The organism is Pseudomonas sp. NFACC08-1 (genome assembly GCF_900106735.1).
GTDB lineage: Bacteria > Pseudomonadota > Gammaproteobacteria > Pseudomonadales > Pseudomonadaceae > Aquipseudomonas > Aquipseudomonas fluorescens_Q.
Genome location: NZ_FNNL01000024.1, coordinates 51,393 through 67,005, shown reverse-complemented (window position 1 = coordinate 67,005; position 15,613 = coordinate 51,393). Strand labels below are relative to the sequence as shown.

The window sequence follows — 15,613 nt, the reverse complement described above, 5'->3', positions numbered from 1 at the left end:
AAAGGCGAAAGAGACCAGATTGCGGTGTGTGAAGACGAAACGAACCGAAAGTTCGAGAGACTCGACAGCAACACACAAACTATCGCATACCCATTCGCTGGAACGTGACCGCAAGGCACGCGCTGGCTACCGAATTTCTTGACGACCATAGAGCATTGGAACCACCTGATCCCATCCCGAACTCAGAAGTGAAACGATGCATCGCCGATGGTAGTGTGGGGTTTCCCCATGTGAGAGTAGGTCATCGTCAAGATTAAATTCCGAAACCCCTATCTGCTGATGCAGGTAGGGGTTTTGTTTTTGTAGAAGTCATCGATTTTACCGACACGTTGTTGTTGAACGGGTTGGTCACAGAATTTCTTGACGACCATAGAGCATTGGAACCACCTGATCCCATCTCGAACTCAGAAGTGAAACGATGCATCGCCGATGGTAGTGTGGGGTTTCCCCATGTGAGAGTAGGTCATCGTCAAGATTGAATTCCCAGAACCCCTGTCTGCATCAGCAGCCAGGGGTTTTGTCGTTTTGGGCCGGTAATCGGATCAAGCCCCTGATGCCCCGGCAAACCCCCAATGCCGTTGCTATGCTGTGATAGTCGGGCCTTGGCGACCAAGGGCCCGCGACGTCACTGGTCATGGGGATTCCAATAATGAAAAACCCTTATGCTCCCGGCTTCTGGTGCGCCATTGCGGCTTTGCTGCTGCTTTCGGCCACTTATTTCTATGGCGTCATGCTCACTCACCAGATCGATAAAGCGCTGTTGTTCCTCGATAGCGCCGCGGCGCTGATCGGTGTGATATCCATTGCGATTGTGGCCTGGGCATCGCTTCAGGGTCAGCGCATCAAGAAAAAACACCTCGAACAAGGTAAGACACTGGTGCTGATTTGGGACACCAAGGTTGCGCTGCGACGTGTCGAAACGGTGTTTGACCGGTATTTCTGGGGCAGTTATTGGCAGCCTGGCCGCACGTTCCAGGAAGTCATGGGGGAGCTCACCGGTACCCCTTTGGAAAAAAGCCTGGAAGCCCTGAAAACCCAATGTGCTGCCTTGGACAAGCAAGTCACCCAGGACGGCTGGCATTGGCTCAACAACGCCCGAGAGTTGTGTGACGTGGCTAATGCCATGGCCCGTGAGCGCTATCAACTGGACTTCTGCGATTCACGCGCAGACTCATCATCGGGCGCGGCAGTGATCAATCGCGATTTCGAAGTGCTGGTGTACACCTGGACGGCCCGTCTCAAGACTTTCGACCATCAGCTCGACGAGATCGAAGTCCAATATTCGTAGACCACCTCGCAAGAAAACGTTTTTACCCCTTTAAACATTGGGCCCGCAGGGGTGCCTGATGGTAATCTCCCCTCCTCTTTTTCGGCGTCGAGCCACACCCTTTGCGGGTCAGGGAAGACGACGGCTTTGTTCAACCATGGATATCGATCGGGTCACTCATGAATAAATCAGCAAGCATACTCCTGGGAATCGTTGTGGCTGTCGGTGCTGTCAGCGCGGGCGGCGCCTGGTACACCGGGACCAAGCTCGAAGGCGTGTTGACGAACGCTATTGCCGATAGCAACAAGCAGATGCAGACAGCCTTGGCCGGGTCCAATAGCACCGCCACCCTGGAGCTGGTTTCCATGGACCGTGGAACGTTCAGCAGCACCGCCCACTACCGCCTCAAGGGCGAGGGCGAGATCTTCGGTGGCGAGCCGGTTGAGTTGCTCTTCGTCGACCAGATCGAACACGGCCCACTGCCATTTTCGCGCTTGATAACACTCAAATGGCTACCGGTCATGGCCACCAGTCACACCGCGCTTGAGCGCAATCCGCTGACCGACAAGTGGTTCGCCGCCACCAAGGACCAATCGCCGCTCAAAGGTGTGGTCAACCTGGGGTACGATCAATCCATCAATGGCACCTACGAGCTGCTGCCCGTGGATACCAAGCTGGATGAGCAATCCCAGCTCACTTTCTCCGGTCTTAAAATCGACCTGGCTGCCAGCGCCCAGGCACAGAAGGTCAAGGCCGACGGCTATATGGACAGCTTCAAGCTGACCACCGTCGCCGAAGACCAGACTCCCGTGCAGGTAGAGCTGAGCGGCCTGACATTGGCGAGCAACCTGAGCAAAAGCTCCTACGGTTACTACATGGGTGACAACACCCTGCTGCTGAGCAACACCAAGGCCACCTTTGGTGAGCCGAAGTCGGTGCTGGGCCTGAAGAACTTCGAGATGAAGAACAGCAGCACCGAGAGCGGCACCAGCGCTTCGGGGCGTGCCGATTACAAGATCGGTGAGTTGTCGTTCAACGACAAGACCATTGGCTCGGCGCAGATGGCAGTCAGCCTGAAGAACCTGGACATCCCGGCCACCATGTCGCTGATGCAGATTTACCAGACCAAGCTGCAACCCTACGAAAAAGCTGCAGCCGAGGCCGCAGCAGCCGGCGAACCGGCGCCAGAGCTGAGCCTGACCGAAGCTGAAGAAGCGCAGGTCAAGGCTGATCTGGAGAAACTCCTGGCCGGCGCCCCGCAAGTGGCGTTGGAAAACCTGTCGTTCAGCACCGCCAATGGTGAAAGCCGCGCCAACCTGATCGTTGATCTGGCCAAGCCGCAGTCCATGGACCTGCCACCGGATGAGTTGGGCCGTCAGTTGCTCGCGCTGCTGGATTTCAATCTCAAGGTTTCCAAACCGATGCTGGTCGACCTGATGACCGTACAGGCACAGATGGAAGGCCAGACGGATGCGAAGTTGATCGCCGATCAGGCCACTGCCACCAGCGATATGTTCAGCGCCATGGCGGTCGGTTCGGAACTGGCAACGCTTGAAGGCAACGATGTTGTCACCAAGCTGCACTACGCCAACAATCAGGTCGATTTCAACGGCCAGAAAATGACCGTTGAGCAATTCACGGCATTCGTGATGAGCAAGCTGGGTGGTGGCGTCGCCGTCCAGTAACGCGCTCGGGCAACACCCCAAACCCGGCCCGTGCATCACGCATGGGCCGGGTTTTTTTAAGCCTATCGATCAGCCCTGCGCCGAAATCTGTAGCGATTCTGAAGAATTGTGGCGTTCCTGAAGATGACCCGCCTGAGAGTGCAAGACTAGGCCCATTAGAGCTTGGCTGGATTCCTTTGATCCGGCTTCCTGTTTGATGGGCAAGGGGGCACTGCGACCCGGCTGGCCATGTAAGGATGCTGACGAATGCCGCGTACTGTGGGTCCTTTTATTCAACGTGGTTTGCGCCCGTTGTTTCGTGTCGCGCTGTGCAGCCAACTGTGCTGGCCGATGCTGGCGTTTGCCGATACCGCCTATGACCAAATGGTGCTCGACGCCCGTGCAGGCCATTACACCCCTGCGCTGACGGCGTTGCGCCAGGTGCCGGCCGGCCAGGCCAGCGCCGCACAGATCAGTGACCACCTGCAGATCGCCAGCTGGGCCGGCCTCGATACCGAGGTGGTGACGGTCTATGAGACCCAAGGCCGCAATCGAGCGCTGCCCGTCCAGGCGCTGACTGCGACGGCTCGTGCCTATCGCAACCTCAAGCGTTGGGATTCGGCGGCCGAGCTGTACCGCCAGGCGTTGGTGATCGACCCTCAGAACCCCGACTTGCAACTCGGCCTGGCCTTGACCCAGGCCGATGCAGGCCAGCCCGACGAAGCCGTCACTCGCGCCAAGGCCCTGGTCGCTGCCAAGCCGACAGATCCGGTGCGTCGACTGGCATTGGGTTATGCCTTGACCCGCGCCGACAGCCCCCACGAAGCGCTGTTCGAATACGACCAGGCCTTCACTCGCGCCGGTAACAGCCCAGAGGTTGCGCGTGAATACGTCTATGCCCTGCAGCGCGCGCGGCTGCCGGAGCCGGCGCTGCGCCTGGCGCGCCTGCAGCCGGGGCTGATCGACCGTGGCGTGCAACGACGCCTGGAGGGTGACGTCGCCGCCGAACGGGTGCGCCTGGCGGACATGGCCAGCCGCAGCGAACATGAGCGCTTCGTCATTGCCGACCGAGCACTGGCCGACTACGACAAGTTGCTCGCCACCTGGACCCCGGTGGCCGAGGCCCACGACGATGTACTCCGTTGGCGCATCGATCGCATGGGCGCGCTCAATGCCCGCGCCCGTCGAGCAGAAGTGATTGCCGAATACCAGAAGCTGATCGCCGAGGGCGTGAGCATTCCCACTTACGCCCTGCGCTGGGTGGCCTCTTCCTATCTGGAACAGCGGGAGCCGGAGATTGCCGTCGATCTGTACCGCCGGGTCCTGACTGCGCCGGATGCCGATCCCGCGGAGCGTTTTGAAGACAGCACCGCGCTCTACTATGCGTTGCTGGAAAGTGAAAAATCCGAAGAGGCCCGTGCACTGGCCGAAGACATGGCGAAAGCCCAGCGTCCGCGCATCGAGCTCAAAGGCCTGCCGATCGGCAACCCCAACGATGAATGGATGGACGCCCAGCAACTCGCCGCCCAGGCCGGCACGTACGGCGCCGACTTGCCCTCTGCCGAAGCGCGCCTGGAAACCCTGGTGAGCCAGGGCCCCGGCAACACCGGCATGCGTCTGGCCCAGGCCGATCTGTACCAGGCCCGTGACTGGCCGCGCCGTTCGGAAAACCTGCTCAAAGAAGTCGAGGCGACGATCCCGCGCAACCGTGACCTGGAAATCGCCCAGGCCCGTGCGGCCATGGATTTGCAGGAGTGGCGGCAGCTGGATGCCCTGACCGACGACGTGGTCGCCCGCTACCCGGAAAACGCCCATGTCAAACGTCTGCAGCGCCAGCGCGAGGTACACGACATGGCCGAGCTGCGCATCGAGGCCTACACCGGCAAGAGCTATGGCGGTGGCAATGGTGATGCCGGTGCAGTCACCGGCAGCCGGGACTTTGGTATCGAAACGCTGCTCTACAGCCCGCCCATCGATGAAGACTGGCGGCTGTTCGGCGGTGCCGGCTACGCCACCGGTGATTTCGAGGAAGGTACTGGTCACCACCGTTGGCAGCGCCTGGGCGTGGAGCGTCGCACCCGGGACATGACGCTGGAGGCCGAGGTCTCCAATCACTCTTATGGTTCCGGCGACAAGCAAGGCGCGCGCCTGGCCGTGGCCCAGGACATCGACGACCACTGGCAGTACGGCGGCAGCCTGGATTACCTCTCGGCCAATACCCCGCTGCGGGCGCTCAACAGCGGCATTCGCGCCAACGGCGGTAGCGGTTTCGTCCGCTGGCGGGCCCATGAAAGCCGCGAGTGGCGGCTGACGGTGAGCCCGTCCCATTTCAGTGACGGTAACAATCGCCTCGAAACCCAGCTGACCGGCCGCGAGGGCATTTACAGCACGCCGCGCCTGCAAGTGGAACTGGGTCTGGAAGTCGGTGCCAGCCGCAACAGCGGCTCCAATGAAGTGCCCTATTTCAATCCGAAAGCGGATTTCAGCGTCATGCCGACCGTGAGCGCCAACCACGTGTTGTACCGCCGCTACGAGACCACGTGGAGCCAGCAATTCCAGGTCGGTGCCGGTACCTACAGCCAGCGCGACTACAACACCGGGGCCATGGGATTGCTCGGCTACGGCCAGCGTTTCATCTGGAACGACGTGCTGGAGGCCGGTGCCGCGCTGAGCTGGCTCAACCGCCCCTACGACGGCGATCGCGAAAGCGATCTGCGCCTGCTTGTCGACCTCACCTATCGCTTCTAGAAGAGTTTGAAGATGCCTGTCATTTCGCGATTCATCCTTCTGCTGGGGGTCTTGCTGATCAGCGCTTGTGCCCAGCAAGCCCCGGCATTCACGCCGCCTTCGCAGCGTCCGCTGGCGGCCAATGACGCCCCGTGGCCGAAGAACCATGTGCTCGGCATTGCCTACCACGATGTCGACGACCGTGACCCGGACCAAGCGCTGGTGGCCGTGCGTACCGAACGGTTGATCGAGCAACTGGCGTGGCTGCGGGAAAACAACTACCAGCCGGTCACGGTGGATCAGATCATCACGGCCCGCAATGGCGGCCCGGAACTGCCACCGCGTGCGGTGCTGCTGAGTTTCGACGACGGTTACGCAAGCTTCTACACCCGCGTCATGCCCATCCTGCGTGCCTATAACTGGCCAGCGATCCTTGCCCCGGTCGGCAGTTGGGTGGATACGCCGCTGAACCAAACGGTGGATTTCGCCGGGGTGCCACGCAAGCGTTCCGAGTTCCTGACCTGGGAGCAAATTCGCGAGGTTTCCAAATCGGGCCTGGTGGAAATCGCCGCCCACACCGATGCCAATCACAAAGGCATCCTCGCCAACCCGCAGGGCAACCAGCAACCCGCTGCGACCACCCGGCGCTACGACCCCGCCACCGGTCGTTACGAGACCGAGGCCGAGTTCCAGGCTCGCTTGCGCAAGGACGTGGCGGCCATTTCCGAGAAGATCCGCAAGGTCACTGGCTACAGCCCGCGTGTCTGGGTCTGGCCGTACGGTGAAGCCGACGGTACTGCGTTGCAGGTGATTGGCAACGAGGGCTATCAAATGGCCCTGACCCTGGAGGATGGTCTCGACAGCCTGGATAACCTGATGAGCGGCCCACGCTTCCTGGTGGCGTCCGATCCGGATGGCGCCCATTTCGCCGAAAGCATCGTGTCGGTGCAGACGATGGACCCGATGCGCGTGGTGCATGTCGACCTGGACTACGTCTATGACCCGGATCCGGTGCAGCAGGACGCCAACGTCGGCCAGTTGGTCCAGCGCATTTCCGACCTGGGCGCCAATACGGTGTTCCTGCAAGCCTTCGCCGATCCGAAAGGCGACGGCCTGGTGCATTCGTTGTACTTCCCCAACCGCCACCTGCCGGTACGCGCCGACCTGTTCGACCGTGTCGCCTGGCAACTGCGCACTCGGGCCAACGCCAAGGTCTATGCCTGGATGCCGGTGCTCAGTTTCGCCCTGGACGCGAAGCTTTCGCGGGTACAGCGCTGGGATCCGGAAACCGGCAAGACTGGCGTTGCCCCGGACCAGTACGTGCGTTTATCGCCGTTCGACCCGAACGTGCGCAAGGTCATTGGCGAGATCTACCAGGATCTGGCGCGGATGAGCTCATTGGATGGCGTTTTGTACCATGACGACGCGGTGTTCTCCGATTTCGAGGACGCCAGCCCCGCAGCCCTGAAAGTCTATGCCGCCAACGGCCTGCCGACGTCCATTGCCGCCCTGCGGGCCGATCCTGTAGCGATGCAACGCTGGACCCGCTTCAAGAGCCGCTACCTGATCGACTTCACCCATGAGCTGACCGCCAAGGTCCGGGCGATTCGTGGTCCGCAGATCCTGACGGCGCGCAATATCTTTGCCGAACCGATGCTCAACCCGCAAAGCGAAGCCTGGTTCGCCCAGAACCTTGACGACTTCCTCGGCGCCTATGACTGGACGGCGCCGATGGCCATGCCGTTGATGGAAAACCAGACCCGCCAGCAATCCGGTCCCTGGCTCGAGCGCCTGGTGGACACCGTCAAGGCCCGTCCCGGCGCGCTCAAGCGCACGGTGTTCGAACTGCAGGCCCGGGACTGGCACAGCAAACCGGTCAGCGATATCGACGGCGAGCAATTGGCCGACTGGATGGGGCGCCTCAAGCGCAAAGGCGTGACCAGTTTCGGCTACTACCCGGACAACTTCATCGAAGACCAGCCCGCTGTGAAAACCGTGCGGCCGGCGCTCTCCAACAAGTGGAATCCTTGACATGCTCGACAGACTGCTCGCTCTGCTGGTGCTGGCGATCGTCCTTGGGGTGCCCCTGGGCCTGATCTTCCTGGTCACCGGGCAATTCCTGATGGACTTCGTGTTCTTTTACCCGCTGTTCATGTCCGGGCTGTGGATCGCCGGCGGCCTGTACTTCTGGCTGCACTGGGAGCGCCACTGGCCGTGGAAGGACGACACCTTGCCACCGCCCCTGGCCGGCGAGCCGTTGATCAGTATCCTGATCCCGTGCTTCAACGAAGGCGATAACGTCGCCGACACCATTCACGCGGCGCTGGGTCAGCATTACCCGAACATTGAAGTCATCGCCATCAACGACGGCTCCAAGGACAACACGGCCCAGATGCTCGATCAGCTGGCGGGTGAAGATCCGCGCCTGCGCGTCCTGCACCTGGCGGAAAACCAGGGCAAGGCCGTGGCCCTGCGCATGGGCGCCATCGCGGCGCGCAGTGAATACCTGGTGTGCATCGACGGTGACGCGCTGCTGGCGCCGAACACCTGTGCCTACCTGGTGGCGCCGATGCTGGACAACGCCCGCCTCGGCGCGGTGACCGGCAACCCGCGCATCCGTACCCGCTCGACCTTGATAGGCCGGGTCCAGGTCGGCGAGTTTTCCTCGATCATCGGCCTGATCAAGCGCACTCAACGGGTGTTCGGGCGGATCTTCACCGTGTCTGGCGTAATCGTCGCGTTCCGTCGCTCCGCCCTGCACCGGGTTGGCTACTGGAGCCCGGACATGATCACCGAAGACATCGACATCAGTTGGAAGCTGCAACTGGATCACTGGAGCATCTTCTACGAGCCGCGCGCGCTGTGCTGGATCCTCATGCCCGAAACCCTGCGTGGCCTGTGGCGGCAACGGCTGCGCTGGGCCCAGGGGGGCGCCGAGGTGTTGTTCAAGAACATCCGTGGCATCTGGCAGTATCGCCACCGCTACCTGTGGCCACTGTTGTTCGAATATTGCCTGTCCACCGGTTGGGCGTTCACGTTCCTGCTGTCGGTGATTTTCTGGGGGGCTGGCAAGTTCGTCGAAATGCCAGAGGCCATCGCGGTCGATCACCTCATGCCGCCAGCCTTCACCGGGCTGCTGCTGGCCGTGGTGTGCCTGCTGCAGTTCGCGGTGAGCATCCTGATCGACCGCCGCTACGAAAAAGGCCTGTGGCACATCATGTTCTGGGTGGTCTGGTACCCGTTGGTGTTCTGGCTGATCAGCCTCTTCACCACTCTGGTGAGCTTTCCAAAAGTGCTGTTCGGGCAGCATCAGAAGCGTGCGCGCTGGATCAGTCCGGATCGCGGTATCAAACCGTTCGATGATCAGGAAGAGGAAGTGATCCGATGAAAATTATCAGGACCCGGCAACGGCCTTTTCTGGTGCTCATCGATGCGTTTTTTACCGTACTGGCGTGGGTGGGGTTGTTGTACTTGCTGGTCAATGGACTGTGGCCGCTGTTCGCGAGCCAGGCCGGTCCGCGCCCGGGAGGGTCACTGTTCGATACCCTGGGGACCTTGCAGGTCTATGGATGGATCGCCTTGGTCAACGCGGTGCTGTTGATTACCTGGGCGCGTTACCAACAGCGTAAAAGTCGCAGCTTCGCCCAGCGCCGGTCGCCGGCCCCGGTCGTGAATGACCAGGGCTTGAGCGCCAGTTTCAAGTTGACCGACGAGCGCCTGGACACGCTGCGCCAGCCCGGCTCGAAGACTATTCACAACAATCAGGACGGCGACATCAGCCACGTCGTGCCGCACTTCCACTTGCTCAGCCCCGACTTGCAGCCACCGCCCCTGGCGCCACTGGAGCGGCCGGGCGTGATTCACCTGCCGGCCGATCACTCCGTACATTGATGCAAGCCGTGCCGACGCTTTCGCGAGCAAGCCCGCTCCCACAGGGGATTTTTTGGGGGGCAGATCTACGAAGAGAAATCCCGAACCAGCCGCCATGCCTCGTCCACCGGCAACGGTTGTTTCATGCGCTGGGCCAACGCCGCCATGGCCCGGCCTTCATCACAGGCCACTGCGGCGGCAACCAGGCCGTCCTTGCCCAGTAGGGCAATAAAGGGCGGATGCTCGGGCGTGCCCTTGAATTCCACTTCGTCCCAGTGCTCGGCGTGGCCAAGATAGTCGTAGCGTTTGCCAAAGTGATAGGTCCAGAAAAACGGCACGTCCAGATAGTGCTCGTCGCCGCCGAGCATGTTCGCAGCGGCGATGCGCGCCTGTTGCTGGGCCAGGCGCCAATGCTCGATGCGCACAGGCGCGCCGTTGAGGGGGAACGTCGCGATATCACCCACGGCCCATACGCCTTCAGCCACACGCATGCCTGCGTCAACGGATAGCGACTGGTCCTGTTCCCGTGGCAACCCGGCAAACGGCTCGGTGGCCGGGTGCACGCCAATGCCGACGATCACCAGGTCCGCAGCCAGACGCTGGCCGTTATCCAGCACCACGGCTTCGACCTTGTGCGCTCCCTCGATCCGTGCCGCTTCGCCGTCGGTGTGGTACACCACGCCGTTGGCCCGGTGCCGGGCCAGGATGGCCTGGCCAACGCTCTCACCCATCTGTGCAGCGAACGGTACCGGATGCCGGGCCAGGACGGTGACGTCCAGCCCGCGCTTGCGCAGGGACGAGGCGACTTCCATGGCGATGAAACTGTCGCCGATGATCACCGCCTGTTGCCCTGGCCGGACCGTGTCGAGAATCTGCCGGGCGTGGGCGATCGAACGCAGCACGAAGACTTGCGGCAATTCGATGCCGGGCAGTGCTGGCATCTTGGGTGCCCCGCCAGTGGCAATGAGCGCGGCGTCGTAGTCCAGCTGCCGGCCATCGGCGAGTTGGATTTGCCGAGCGTCGGGGTCCAAATGGGTGACCTCGCCATAGAGCCTTTCGATGCGTTGCCGGGTGAAGTAGGTTTCATCGCGCAGCGGCGCTGTCTCGTTGACTGCCATGTCGCCGGCCAACACATACTTGCTCAGCACCGTCCGGTCGTAGCCGGCCTCGGCTTCGCGGTCGATCATCAGGATTCGACCGCCAAAACCCTTCTCCCGCAACGCCGCCGCGCAAGCCGTGCCGGCGGCACCGGCGCCGATGATGACAAACGTGCGTGCGTCATCGGCCGGCGGGACTTTATCGGTTGGCAATGGTTGATCGTCGACCCAGACGACACCGTCCCGGACCTCGACGTGGTAGCGCGCCAGGCTGTCGAGGGCCGGCGGTTCGCACAGGGCGCCGTCTTCCGTGCGGAACGCGGCCTTGTGCCAGGGGCAAATCAGCCGTCCGTGGCACACCGCGCCCTTGGCCAGTGGTGCGCCGGCATGCGGGCATTTGCCTTGGAAGGCGCGCACTTGATCACCGGAGCGCAACAGCAAGATGGACGTGTCGTCGATTTTGACTTCGAGGCCGCGGTCTTCACGAACGTCGGCGAAACGGGCGACTTGATGCAGAGACATGGTCATTCTCCGGCAGGCGTTTCCCTTTGGAGTCGCAGGAACGGAGCGAGTTTCAGCATAATTGTCACTGCAACCTTGGCGAAGCTGCGGCTATAGTTCGCAAGCCGTCCATGGCCAGACACGCACAAGGTGCCCCCGGTATGACCCGATTGAATTTTTTCTCCCCTTGGCTGGCGGCCGTCGCCCTGGTGCTGTGCGCACAAGGGGCTGTCCAGGCCGAGGAGCGTTTTACCCTCAGCATCCCCGGTGTGTCGGACGACCGCCTCTTCACGGCGGCGGCAGCCAGTGATGCCAACACCTGTGGTGGCAAGAACATTTCTCCGGCCCTGAGTTGGAACGCCGGCCCACCCGGCACCCTCAGCTACGCCATCGTCATGTTGGACCCGGACGGCCAAAGGGGCCAAGGTGTCGACCACTGGGTCCACTACGGCATCAAGGCCACCACGCGGCAGATTCCGGCGGGCGCCGGCACCAAGTCCTCGTTGGAAGGCATGAGTGGTATCAACAGCAAGAACACCCACGGCTACGTCGGTCCTTGCCCGCCTGTCGGCGACAGCGCTCACCACTACCTGATCCAGCTTTTCGCCCTGGACCTGCCGCCGGAAGCACTGCCCGCCGACCTCACACGCGCCCAACTGATGGAAAAAATCAAAGGCCACGTGCTGCGCAACAGTAGCGTAGTGCGCCGCTACCACCGCTGACCCAAGACGACACAACCCCCTGTGGAGAGGGGATTTATCCCCGTTGGGGTGCAAAGCACCCCTTGCCACAATGGCGCCGTCCAGACACAAAATTGGCATCACGCGCCAAAAGCGAGCACTATCGAGCCCCTGTTCACTCATGCCGGAGGATGGCGATGACGCAGAAACCCGACGGCATCGCCCGCCTCCTGAACTGCCCGACCAAGGGCGACGAAATACGCCGGGCCATCGCCCAGAGCCGAAAGGATTTCCTGCCTGCCGACGAGGCCGAAGACGCCGAGCCAGGCCAGCCACCGGTTCAACCGGTGGACACTGATCGCGACGCCTGAGCCGTCGCCCTCTTTTAACTTATCGTTCAAATCTGCCTATGACTGCCATCCCTGTTCTACCCGGTGACCGATTCAGCCGATCCGATTACAAGACCCTGGGCCTGGCCGCCTTGGGCGGTGCGCTGGAGATCTACGATTTCATCATCTTCGTCTTCTTCGCCCTGACTCTCAGCCAGTTGTTCTTCCCGCCGGAAATGCCCGATTGGCTGCGCCTGCTGCAAAGCTTCGGGATTTTTGCCACCGGCTACCTGGCCCGGCCCCTAGGCGGCATTCTCATGGCGCACTTCGCTGATCGCCTGGGACGCAAGCGGGTGTTCAGCCTGAGCATCCTGATGATGGCCTTGCCGTGCCTGCTCATCGGCGTGATGCCGACCTACGCGCAAATCGGTTATTTCGCACCGTTGCTGTTGCTGGCGCTGCGTATCCTGCAAGGTGCGGCGGTGGGCGGTGAGGTGCCCAGCGCCTGGGTATTCGTGGCCGAACACGCGCCGCTGCATCATCGCGGCTATGCCCTGGGTTTCCTCCAGGCCGGCCTGACCTTCGGCTACCTGCTGGGCGCCCTGACCGCAACGGCGCTGGCGCGGATCTACACGCCGACGGAGATTCTCGATTACGCCTGGCGCCTGCCGTTCCTGTTGGGGGGCGTCTTCGGCGTGATCGGCGTCTGGCTGCGTCGCTGGCTGAGCGAAACGCCGATCTTCATGGCCCTGCAAGCCAATCGCGAAGGCGCAGCGGAACTGCCGTTGCGCACGGTCCTGCGCGACCACCGCCAGGCCTTGCTGCCCGCCGCCATCCTGACCTGCGTGCTGACCTCTGCCGTGGTGGTGTTCGTGGTCATCACCCCGACCGTGATGCAGAAAAGCTTCGGCATGACCCCCAGCCACACCTTCGCCCTGAGCAGCCTGGGCATCGTGTTCCTGAACATCGGCTGCGTCCTGGCCGGGCTCATCGTCGACCGCATCGGCGCCTGGCGTACCGTCATGCTCTACAGCCTGCTGCTGCCTGTGGGCATTGCCGTGCTCTACGCCAGCCTGATCAGCGGCAGCGCCTGGCTGGGCCTGGCTTACGCCGTGGCCGGGCTGGGTTGCGGCGTGGTTGGTGCGGTGCCGTCGGTGATGGTCGGCCTGTTCCCGCCGAAGATCCGCGTGTCCGGCATCTCGCTCACCTACAACATCGCCTATGCCCTGTGGGCCAGCATGACACCGTTGATGCTGATCGCCCTGGTGCCATGGAGCCCGTGGGTGTGCGTGGGGTATTGCGTGGTGATGGGGGCGGTGGGCGTGGGGGCGGCGGCGTATTTTCCAGGACGGCATGGGAAGGCGGCGCAGCCGTCATTGGCTTGTGAATCCTGATCCGGCTGGTCAAAGACGCTCACGCAAAAAATCCACAAAAGCACGAGTCCGTGCCGAGCGGCGTCGATCTTGACTGAACACGGCGCTGATGGGCAGTGCCAGTGGCTGGTAATCGGCCAGCAGGGGGCAGACGGTACCCTGGCGAACATCGGCAGCGAACAACCACTGCGGTGAAAGCGAAACGCCCAGGCCCGACAGCACCATTTCCCGGATCGCCTCGCTGCTGTTGCAGGTGACGTTGCCCTTGATCGTTACGCTGTGCTGTCGGCCATCCTGGTCGAACCGCCAGATGTCGTAATGCTCCAGCAGTGTGAACGCCAAACAGTTATGGCCGGCCAGGTCAGCCGGTGCGAGGGGCGTGCCGTGCTGTTGCAGATAGGCGGGGGAGGCGTACACCCGGCGCGGGCTGTCGCCGAGGGAAACCGCCACCAGTCCTTCGTTTTTCACCGCGCCGATGCGAATCGCAAGGTCGATGTTTTCCTTCAGCACATCTTCGTTCTGATCACTTAACCTCAAGTCGATACGAAGCTGTGGGTGAAGGGCCAGGAACTCGCCCACCAGGGGCGCAATACACAATCGGCCGAAACTGACGGGCGCCGCCACGCGCAGAAGGCCGGCGATCTGTTCCTGGCCACTGGCGAAACTGAGTCGTGCGGCGTCCACGCTGGCGAGTATGTCCTTGCTCTCGGCGTAGAAGCGCTGCCCCTGGTCGGTCAGCGCGAGCTGGCGGGTGCTGCGGGCAAACAGCGCCCCGCCAAGGTGTTGCTCCAACGCGCGGATCTGCTTGCTCACCGCCGGTTGGCCCAGGTTCAGTTCCCTGGCGACGGCCGAAAACGAGCCGCGCTCTACCACCCGCACGAACACCTGCATTGCGTCGAACAGATCCATCTGGATTTAGCCTCTGCCTGGAATAAATCCTATCCATTGTTGCTCACTTATCGGAATGCGTCTTCCCTCGCACTATGAACCTGCCCACTCATTGGAGGTTTACCGTCATGAACAACACCATGTCCGCCGCCGTTGCCGAAACCGCTCAGGCTGCGCTGATTGTCCGTTCCATCTCCCGGCCCATTCCCGGCAAAGGCCAGGTATTGATCAAGGTGCATGCCGCCGGAATCAACCCGCTGGACACCAAGATCGCGGCGGGAGGCGGGGCCCACGCACGTCAGCCGCTGCCCGCCGTATTGGGAATCGACCTGGCCGGGATGGTGGTTGAACGGGGAGAGGGCGTGAATGACTTCGCGCCTGGCGACGAGGTGTTCGGCATGGCCGGCGGGATCGGCGGGGCCCAAGGCGCGCTGGCCGAATACATCGCGGTCGATGCCCGCCTGATTGCGCCCAAGCCTCGCTCACTGAGCATGCGCGAAGCGGCCGCCTTGCCGCTGGCATTCATTACGGCCTGGGAAGGCTTGGTCGATCGCGCCAACGTTCGGGCCGGGCAACAGGTGTTGATTCATGGCGGGGCGGGCGGCGTCGGTCAAATGGCCGTGCAAATCGCCAAGGCCCGTGGCGCCGAGGTCTACGCCACGGGCTCGGCCGACAGCCAGGCTTTCATCCGCGAACTGGGCGCGTCAGCCATCGACTACCGGACCCAGGACACCGACAGCTACGTGCGCCAGTACACCGATGGCGAAGGCTTCGACATTGTCTACGACACCGTTGGCGGCCCGACCTTGGATGCGTCCTTCAACGCGGTAAAAACCTACACCGGCCATGTGCTCAGTTGCCTCGGCTGGGGCCAACACAGCCTCGCGCCGCTGTCGTTTCGGGGGGCGAGCTATTCCGGGGTGTTTACGTTGATGCCGCTGCTGACCGGCAAGGGGCGCGAGCATCATGGTCAGATCTTGCGGGAGGCCGCCGCTCTGGTTGAGTCAGGGCAACTGCGGATCAAGCTGGATCAGCGCCGGTTTGGCCTGGAGCAAGTCAATGAGGCCTTTGCGCAGGTAGCCGAGGGGCGTGGGGCGGGGAAAACGGTCGTGGACATTGGGATTGAGTGAGACGGGACCGCACTCCGTCAGGGCCAAACAACTTGAGCGCTCATACAAACCCCGTAGAATGCAGCCGCCATTATGCCGCTACCTCTC

12 protein-coding genes and 2 rRNA genes are annotated in these 15,613 nt (G+C 62.2%); 12 read left to right on the top strand and 2 right to left on the bottom strand.

The window, feature by feature from the left end:
- Positions 1-137: 137 nt before the first annotated feature.
- The 8 genes from rrf (BLU76_RS29455) to pgaD all read left to right on the top strand — a co-directional run bounded on the left by rrf (BLU76_RS29455) (position 138) and on the right by pgaD (position 9,549).
- Positions 138-253, top strand: a 5S ribosomal RNA gene (rrf, locus tag BLU76_RS29455).
- Positions 254-359: 106 nt separating this feature from the next.
- A 5S ribosomal RNA gene (gene rrf / locus BLU76_RS29450) occupies positions 360-475 on the top strand.
- Positions 476-649: 174 nt separating this feature from the next.
- Complete coding sequence (locus BLU76_RS29445) at positions 650-1,288, top strand: hypothetical protein (protein ID WP_063323526.1); 639 nt, start codon at positions 650-652, stop codon at positions 1,286-1,288.
- Between the two features lie 158 nt (positions 1,289-1,446).
- Positions 1,447-2,952, top strand: a complete 1,506-nt coding sequence (locus tag BLU76_RS29440; RefSeq protein ID WP_092150300.1) for a YdgA family protein — start codon at positions 1,447-1,449, stop codon at positions 2,950-2,952.
- Positions 2,953-3,198: 246 nt separating this feature from the next.
- Positions 3,199-5,679 (top strand): poly-beta-1,6 N-acetyl-D-glucosamine export porin PgaA, encoded by a 2,481-nt coding sequence (gene pgaA / locus BLU76_RS29435; RefSeq protein ID WP_092225644.1) that lies wholly within the window; start codon positions 3,199-3,201, stop codon positions 5,677-5,679.
- 12 nt (positions 5,680-5,691) lie between these two features.
- Positions 5,692-7,689: a poly-beta-1,6-N-acetyl-D-glucosamine N-deacetylase PgaB gene (gene pgaB / locus BLU76_RS29430; RefSeq protein ID WP_092150294.1), complete on the top strand. Its 1,998-nt coding sequence runs from the start codon at positions 5,692-5,694 to the stop codon at positions 7,687-7,689.
- A gap of 1 nt (position 7,690) precedes the next feature.
- Positions 7,691-9,046, top strand: a complete 1,356-nt coding sequence (gene pgaC, locus BLU76_RS29425) for a poly-beta-1,6-N-acetyl-D-glucosamine synthase (RefSeq protein WP_092150291.1) — start codon at positions 7,691-7,693, stop codon at positions 9,044-9,046.
- Positions 9,043-9,549, top strand: a complete 507-nt coding sequence (pgaD, locus tag BLU76_RS29420; protein ID WP_072347222.1) for a poly-beta-1,6-N-acetyl-D-glucosamine biosynthesis protein PgaD — start codon at positions 9,043-9,045, stop codon at positions 9,547-9,549. Before pgaC ends, pgaD begins: the two co-directional genes overlap by 4 nt.
- A 65-nt stretch (positions 9,550-9,614) precedes the next feature.
- Here pgaD and BLU76_RS29415 read toward each other — a convergent pair whose 3' ends face one another.
- Positions 9,615-11,147: an FAD-dependent oxidoreductase gene (locus BLU76_RS29415; RefSeq protein ID WP_092225642.1), complete on the bottom strand. Its 1,533-nt coding sequence runs from the start codon at positions 11,145-11,147 to the stop codon at positions 9,615-9,617.
- Between the two features lie 140 nt (positions 11,148-11,287).
- Here BLU76_RS29415 and BLU76_RS29410 point away from each other — a divergent pair, with 140 nt between their 5' ends.
- The 3 genes from BLU76_RS29410 to BLU76_RS29405 all read left to right on the top strand — a co-directional run bounded on the left by BLU76_RS29410 (position 11,288) and on the right by BLU76_RS29405 (position 13,529).
- On the top strand, positions 11,288-11,848 hold the full coding sequence (locus tag BLU76_RS29410) for a YbhB/YbcL family Raf kinase inhibitor-like protein (protein WP_092150285.1): 561 nt from the start codon (positions 11,288-11,290) through the stop codon (positions 11,846-11,848).
- A 155-nt stretch (positions 11,849-12,003) separates the two neighbouring features.
- Positions 12,004-12,177 carry a hypothetical protein gene (locus BLU76_RS31640; RefSeq protein WP_170862112.1) on the top strand — a complete coding sequence of 58 codons (174 nt, stop codon included), beginning with the start codon at positions 12,004-12,006 and terminating at the stop codon, positions 12,175-12,177.
- A 38-nt stretch (positions 12,178-12,215) separates the two neighbouring features.
- Positions 12,216-13,529, top strand: coding sequence for an MFS transporter (locus BLU76_RS29405; RefSeq protein WP_092225639.1), 1,314 nt, complete (start codon positions 12,216-12,218; stop codon positions 13,527-13,529).
- A 9-nt stretch (positions 13,530-13,538) separates the two neighbouring features.
- Here the strand turns inward: BLU76_RS29405 and BLU76_RS29400 are convergent, their stop codons facing one another.
- On the bottom strand, positions 13,539-14,417 hold the full coding sequence (locus BLU76_RS29400; RefSeq protein ID WP_092225637.1) for a LysR family transcriptional regulator: 879 nt from the start codon (positions 14,415-14,417) through the stop codon (positions 13,539-13,541).
- A gap of 107 nt (positions 14,418-14,524) precedes the next feature.
- On the opposite strand from BLU76_RS29400, the gene BLU76_RS29395 reads away from it, so the two are divergent.
- Positions 14,525-15,526 (top strand): zinc-dependent alcohol dehydrogenase family protein, encoded by a 1,002-nt coding sequence (locus BLU76_RS29395; protein WP_092225635.1) that lies wholly within the window; start codon positions 14,525-14,527, stop codon positions 15,524-15,526.
- The last annotated feature ends 87 nt before the right edge of the window (positions 15,527-15,613 follow it).

Bases quoted from the DNA above. Each gene is read 5' to 3' on its own strand.
- BLU76_RS29445 (WP_063323526.1), top strand. From the start codon at position 650: ATGAAAAACCCTTATGCTCCCGGCTTCTGGTGCGCCATTGCGGCTTTG.
- BLU76_RS29440 (WP_092150300.1), top strand. From the start codon at position 1,447: ATGAATAAATCAGCAAGCATACTCCTGGGAATCGTTGTGGCTGTCGGT.
- pgaA (WP_092225644.1), top strand. From the start codon at position 3,199: ATGCCGCGTACTGTGGGTCCTTTTATTCAACGTGGTTTGCGCCCGTTG.
- pgaB (WP_092150294.1), top strand. From the start codon at position 5,692: ATGCCTGTCATTTCGCGATTCATCCTTCTGCTGGGGGTCTTGCTGATC.
- pgaC (WP_092150291.1), top strand. From the start codon at position 7,691: ATGCTCGACAGACTGCTCGCTCTGCTGGTGCTGGCGATCGTCCTTGGG.
- pgaD (WP_072347222.1), top strand. From the start codon at position 9,043: ATGAAAATTATCAGGACCCGGCAACGGCCTTTTCTGGTGCTCATCGAT.
- BLU76_RS29415 (WP_092225642.1), bottom strand. From the start codon at position 11,147: ATGTCTCTGCATCAAGTCGCCCGTTTCGCCGACGTTCGTGAAGACCGC.
- BLU76_RS29410 (WP_092150285.1), top strand. From the start codon at position 11,288: ATGACCCGATTGAATTTTTTCTCCCCTTGGCTGGCGGCCGTCGCCCTG.
- BLU76_RS31640 (WP_170862112.1), top strand. From the start codon at position 12,004: ATGACGCAGAAACCCGACGGCATCGCCCGCCTCCTGAACTGCCCGACC.
- BLU76_RS29405 (WP_092225639.1), top strand. From the start codon at position 12,216: ATGACTGCCATCCCTGTTCTACCCGGTGACCGATTCAGCCGATCCGAT.
- BLU76_RS29400 (WP_092225637.1), bottom strand. From the start codon at position 14,417: ATGGATCTGTTCGACGCAATGCAGGTGTTCGTGCGGGTGGTAGAGCGC.
- BLU76_RS29395 (WP_092225635.1), top strand. From the start codon at position 14,525: ATGAACAACACCATGTCCGCCGCCGTTGCCGAAACCGCTCAGGCTGCG.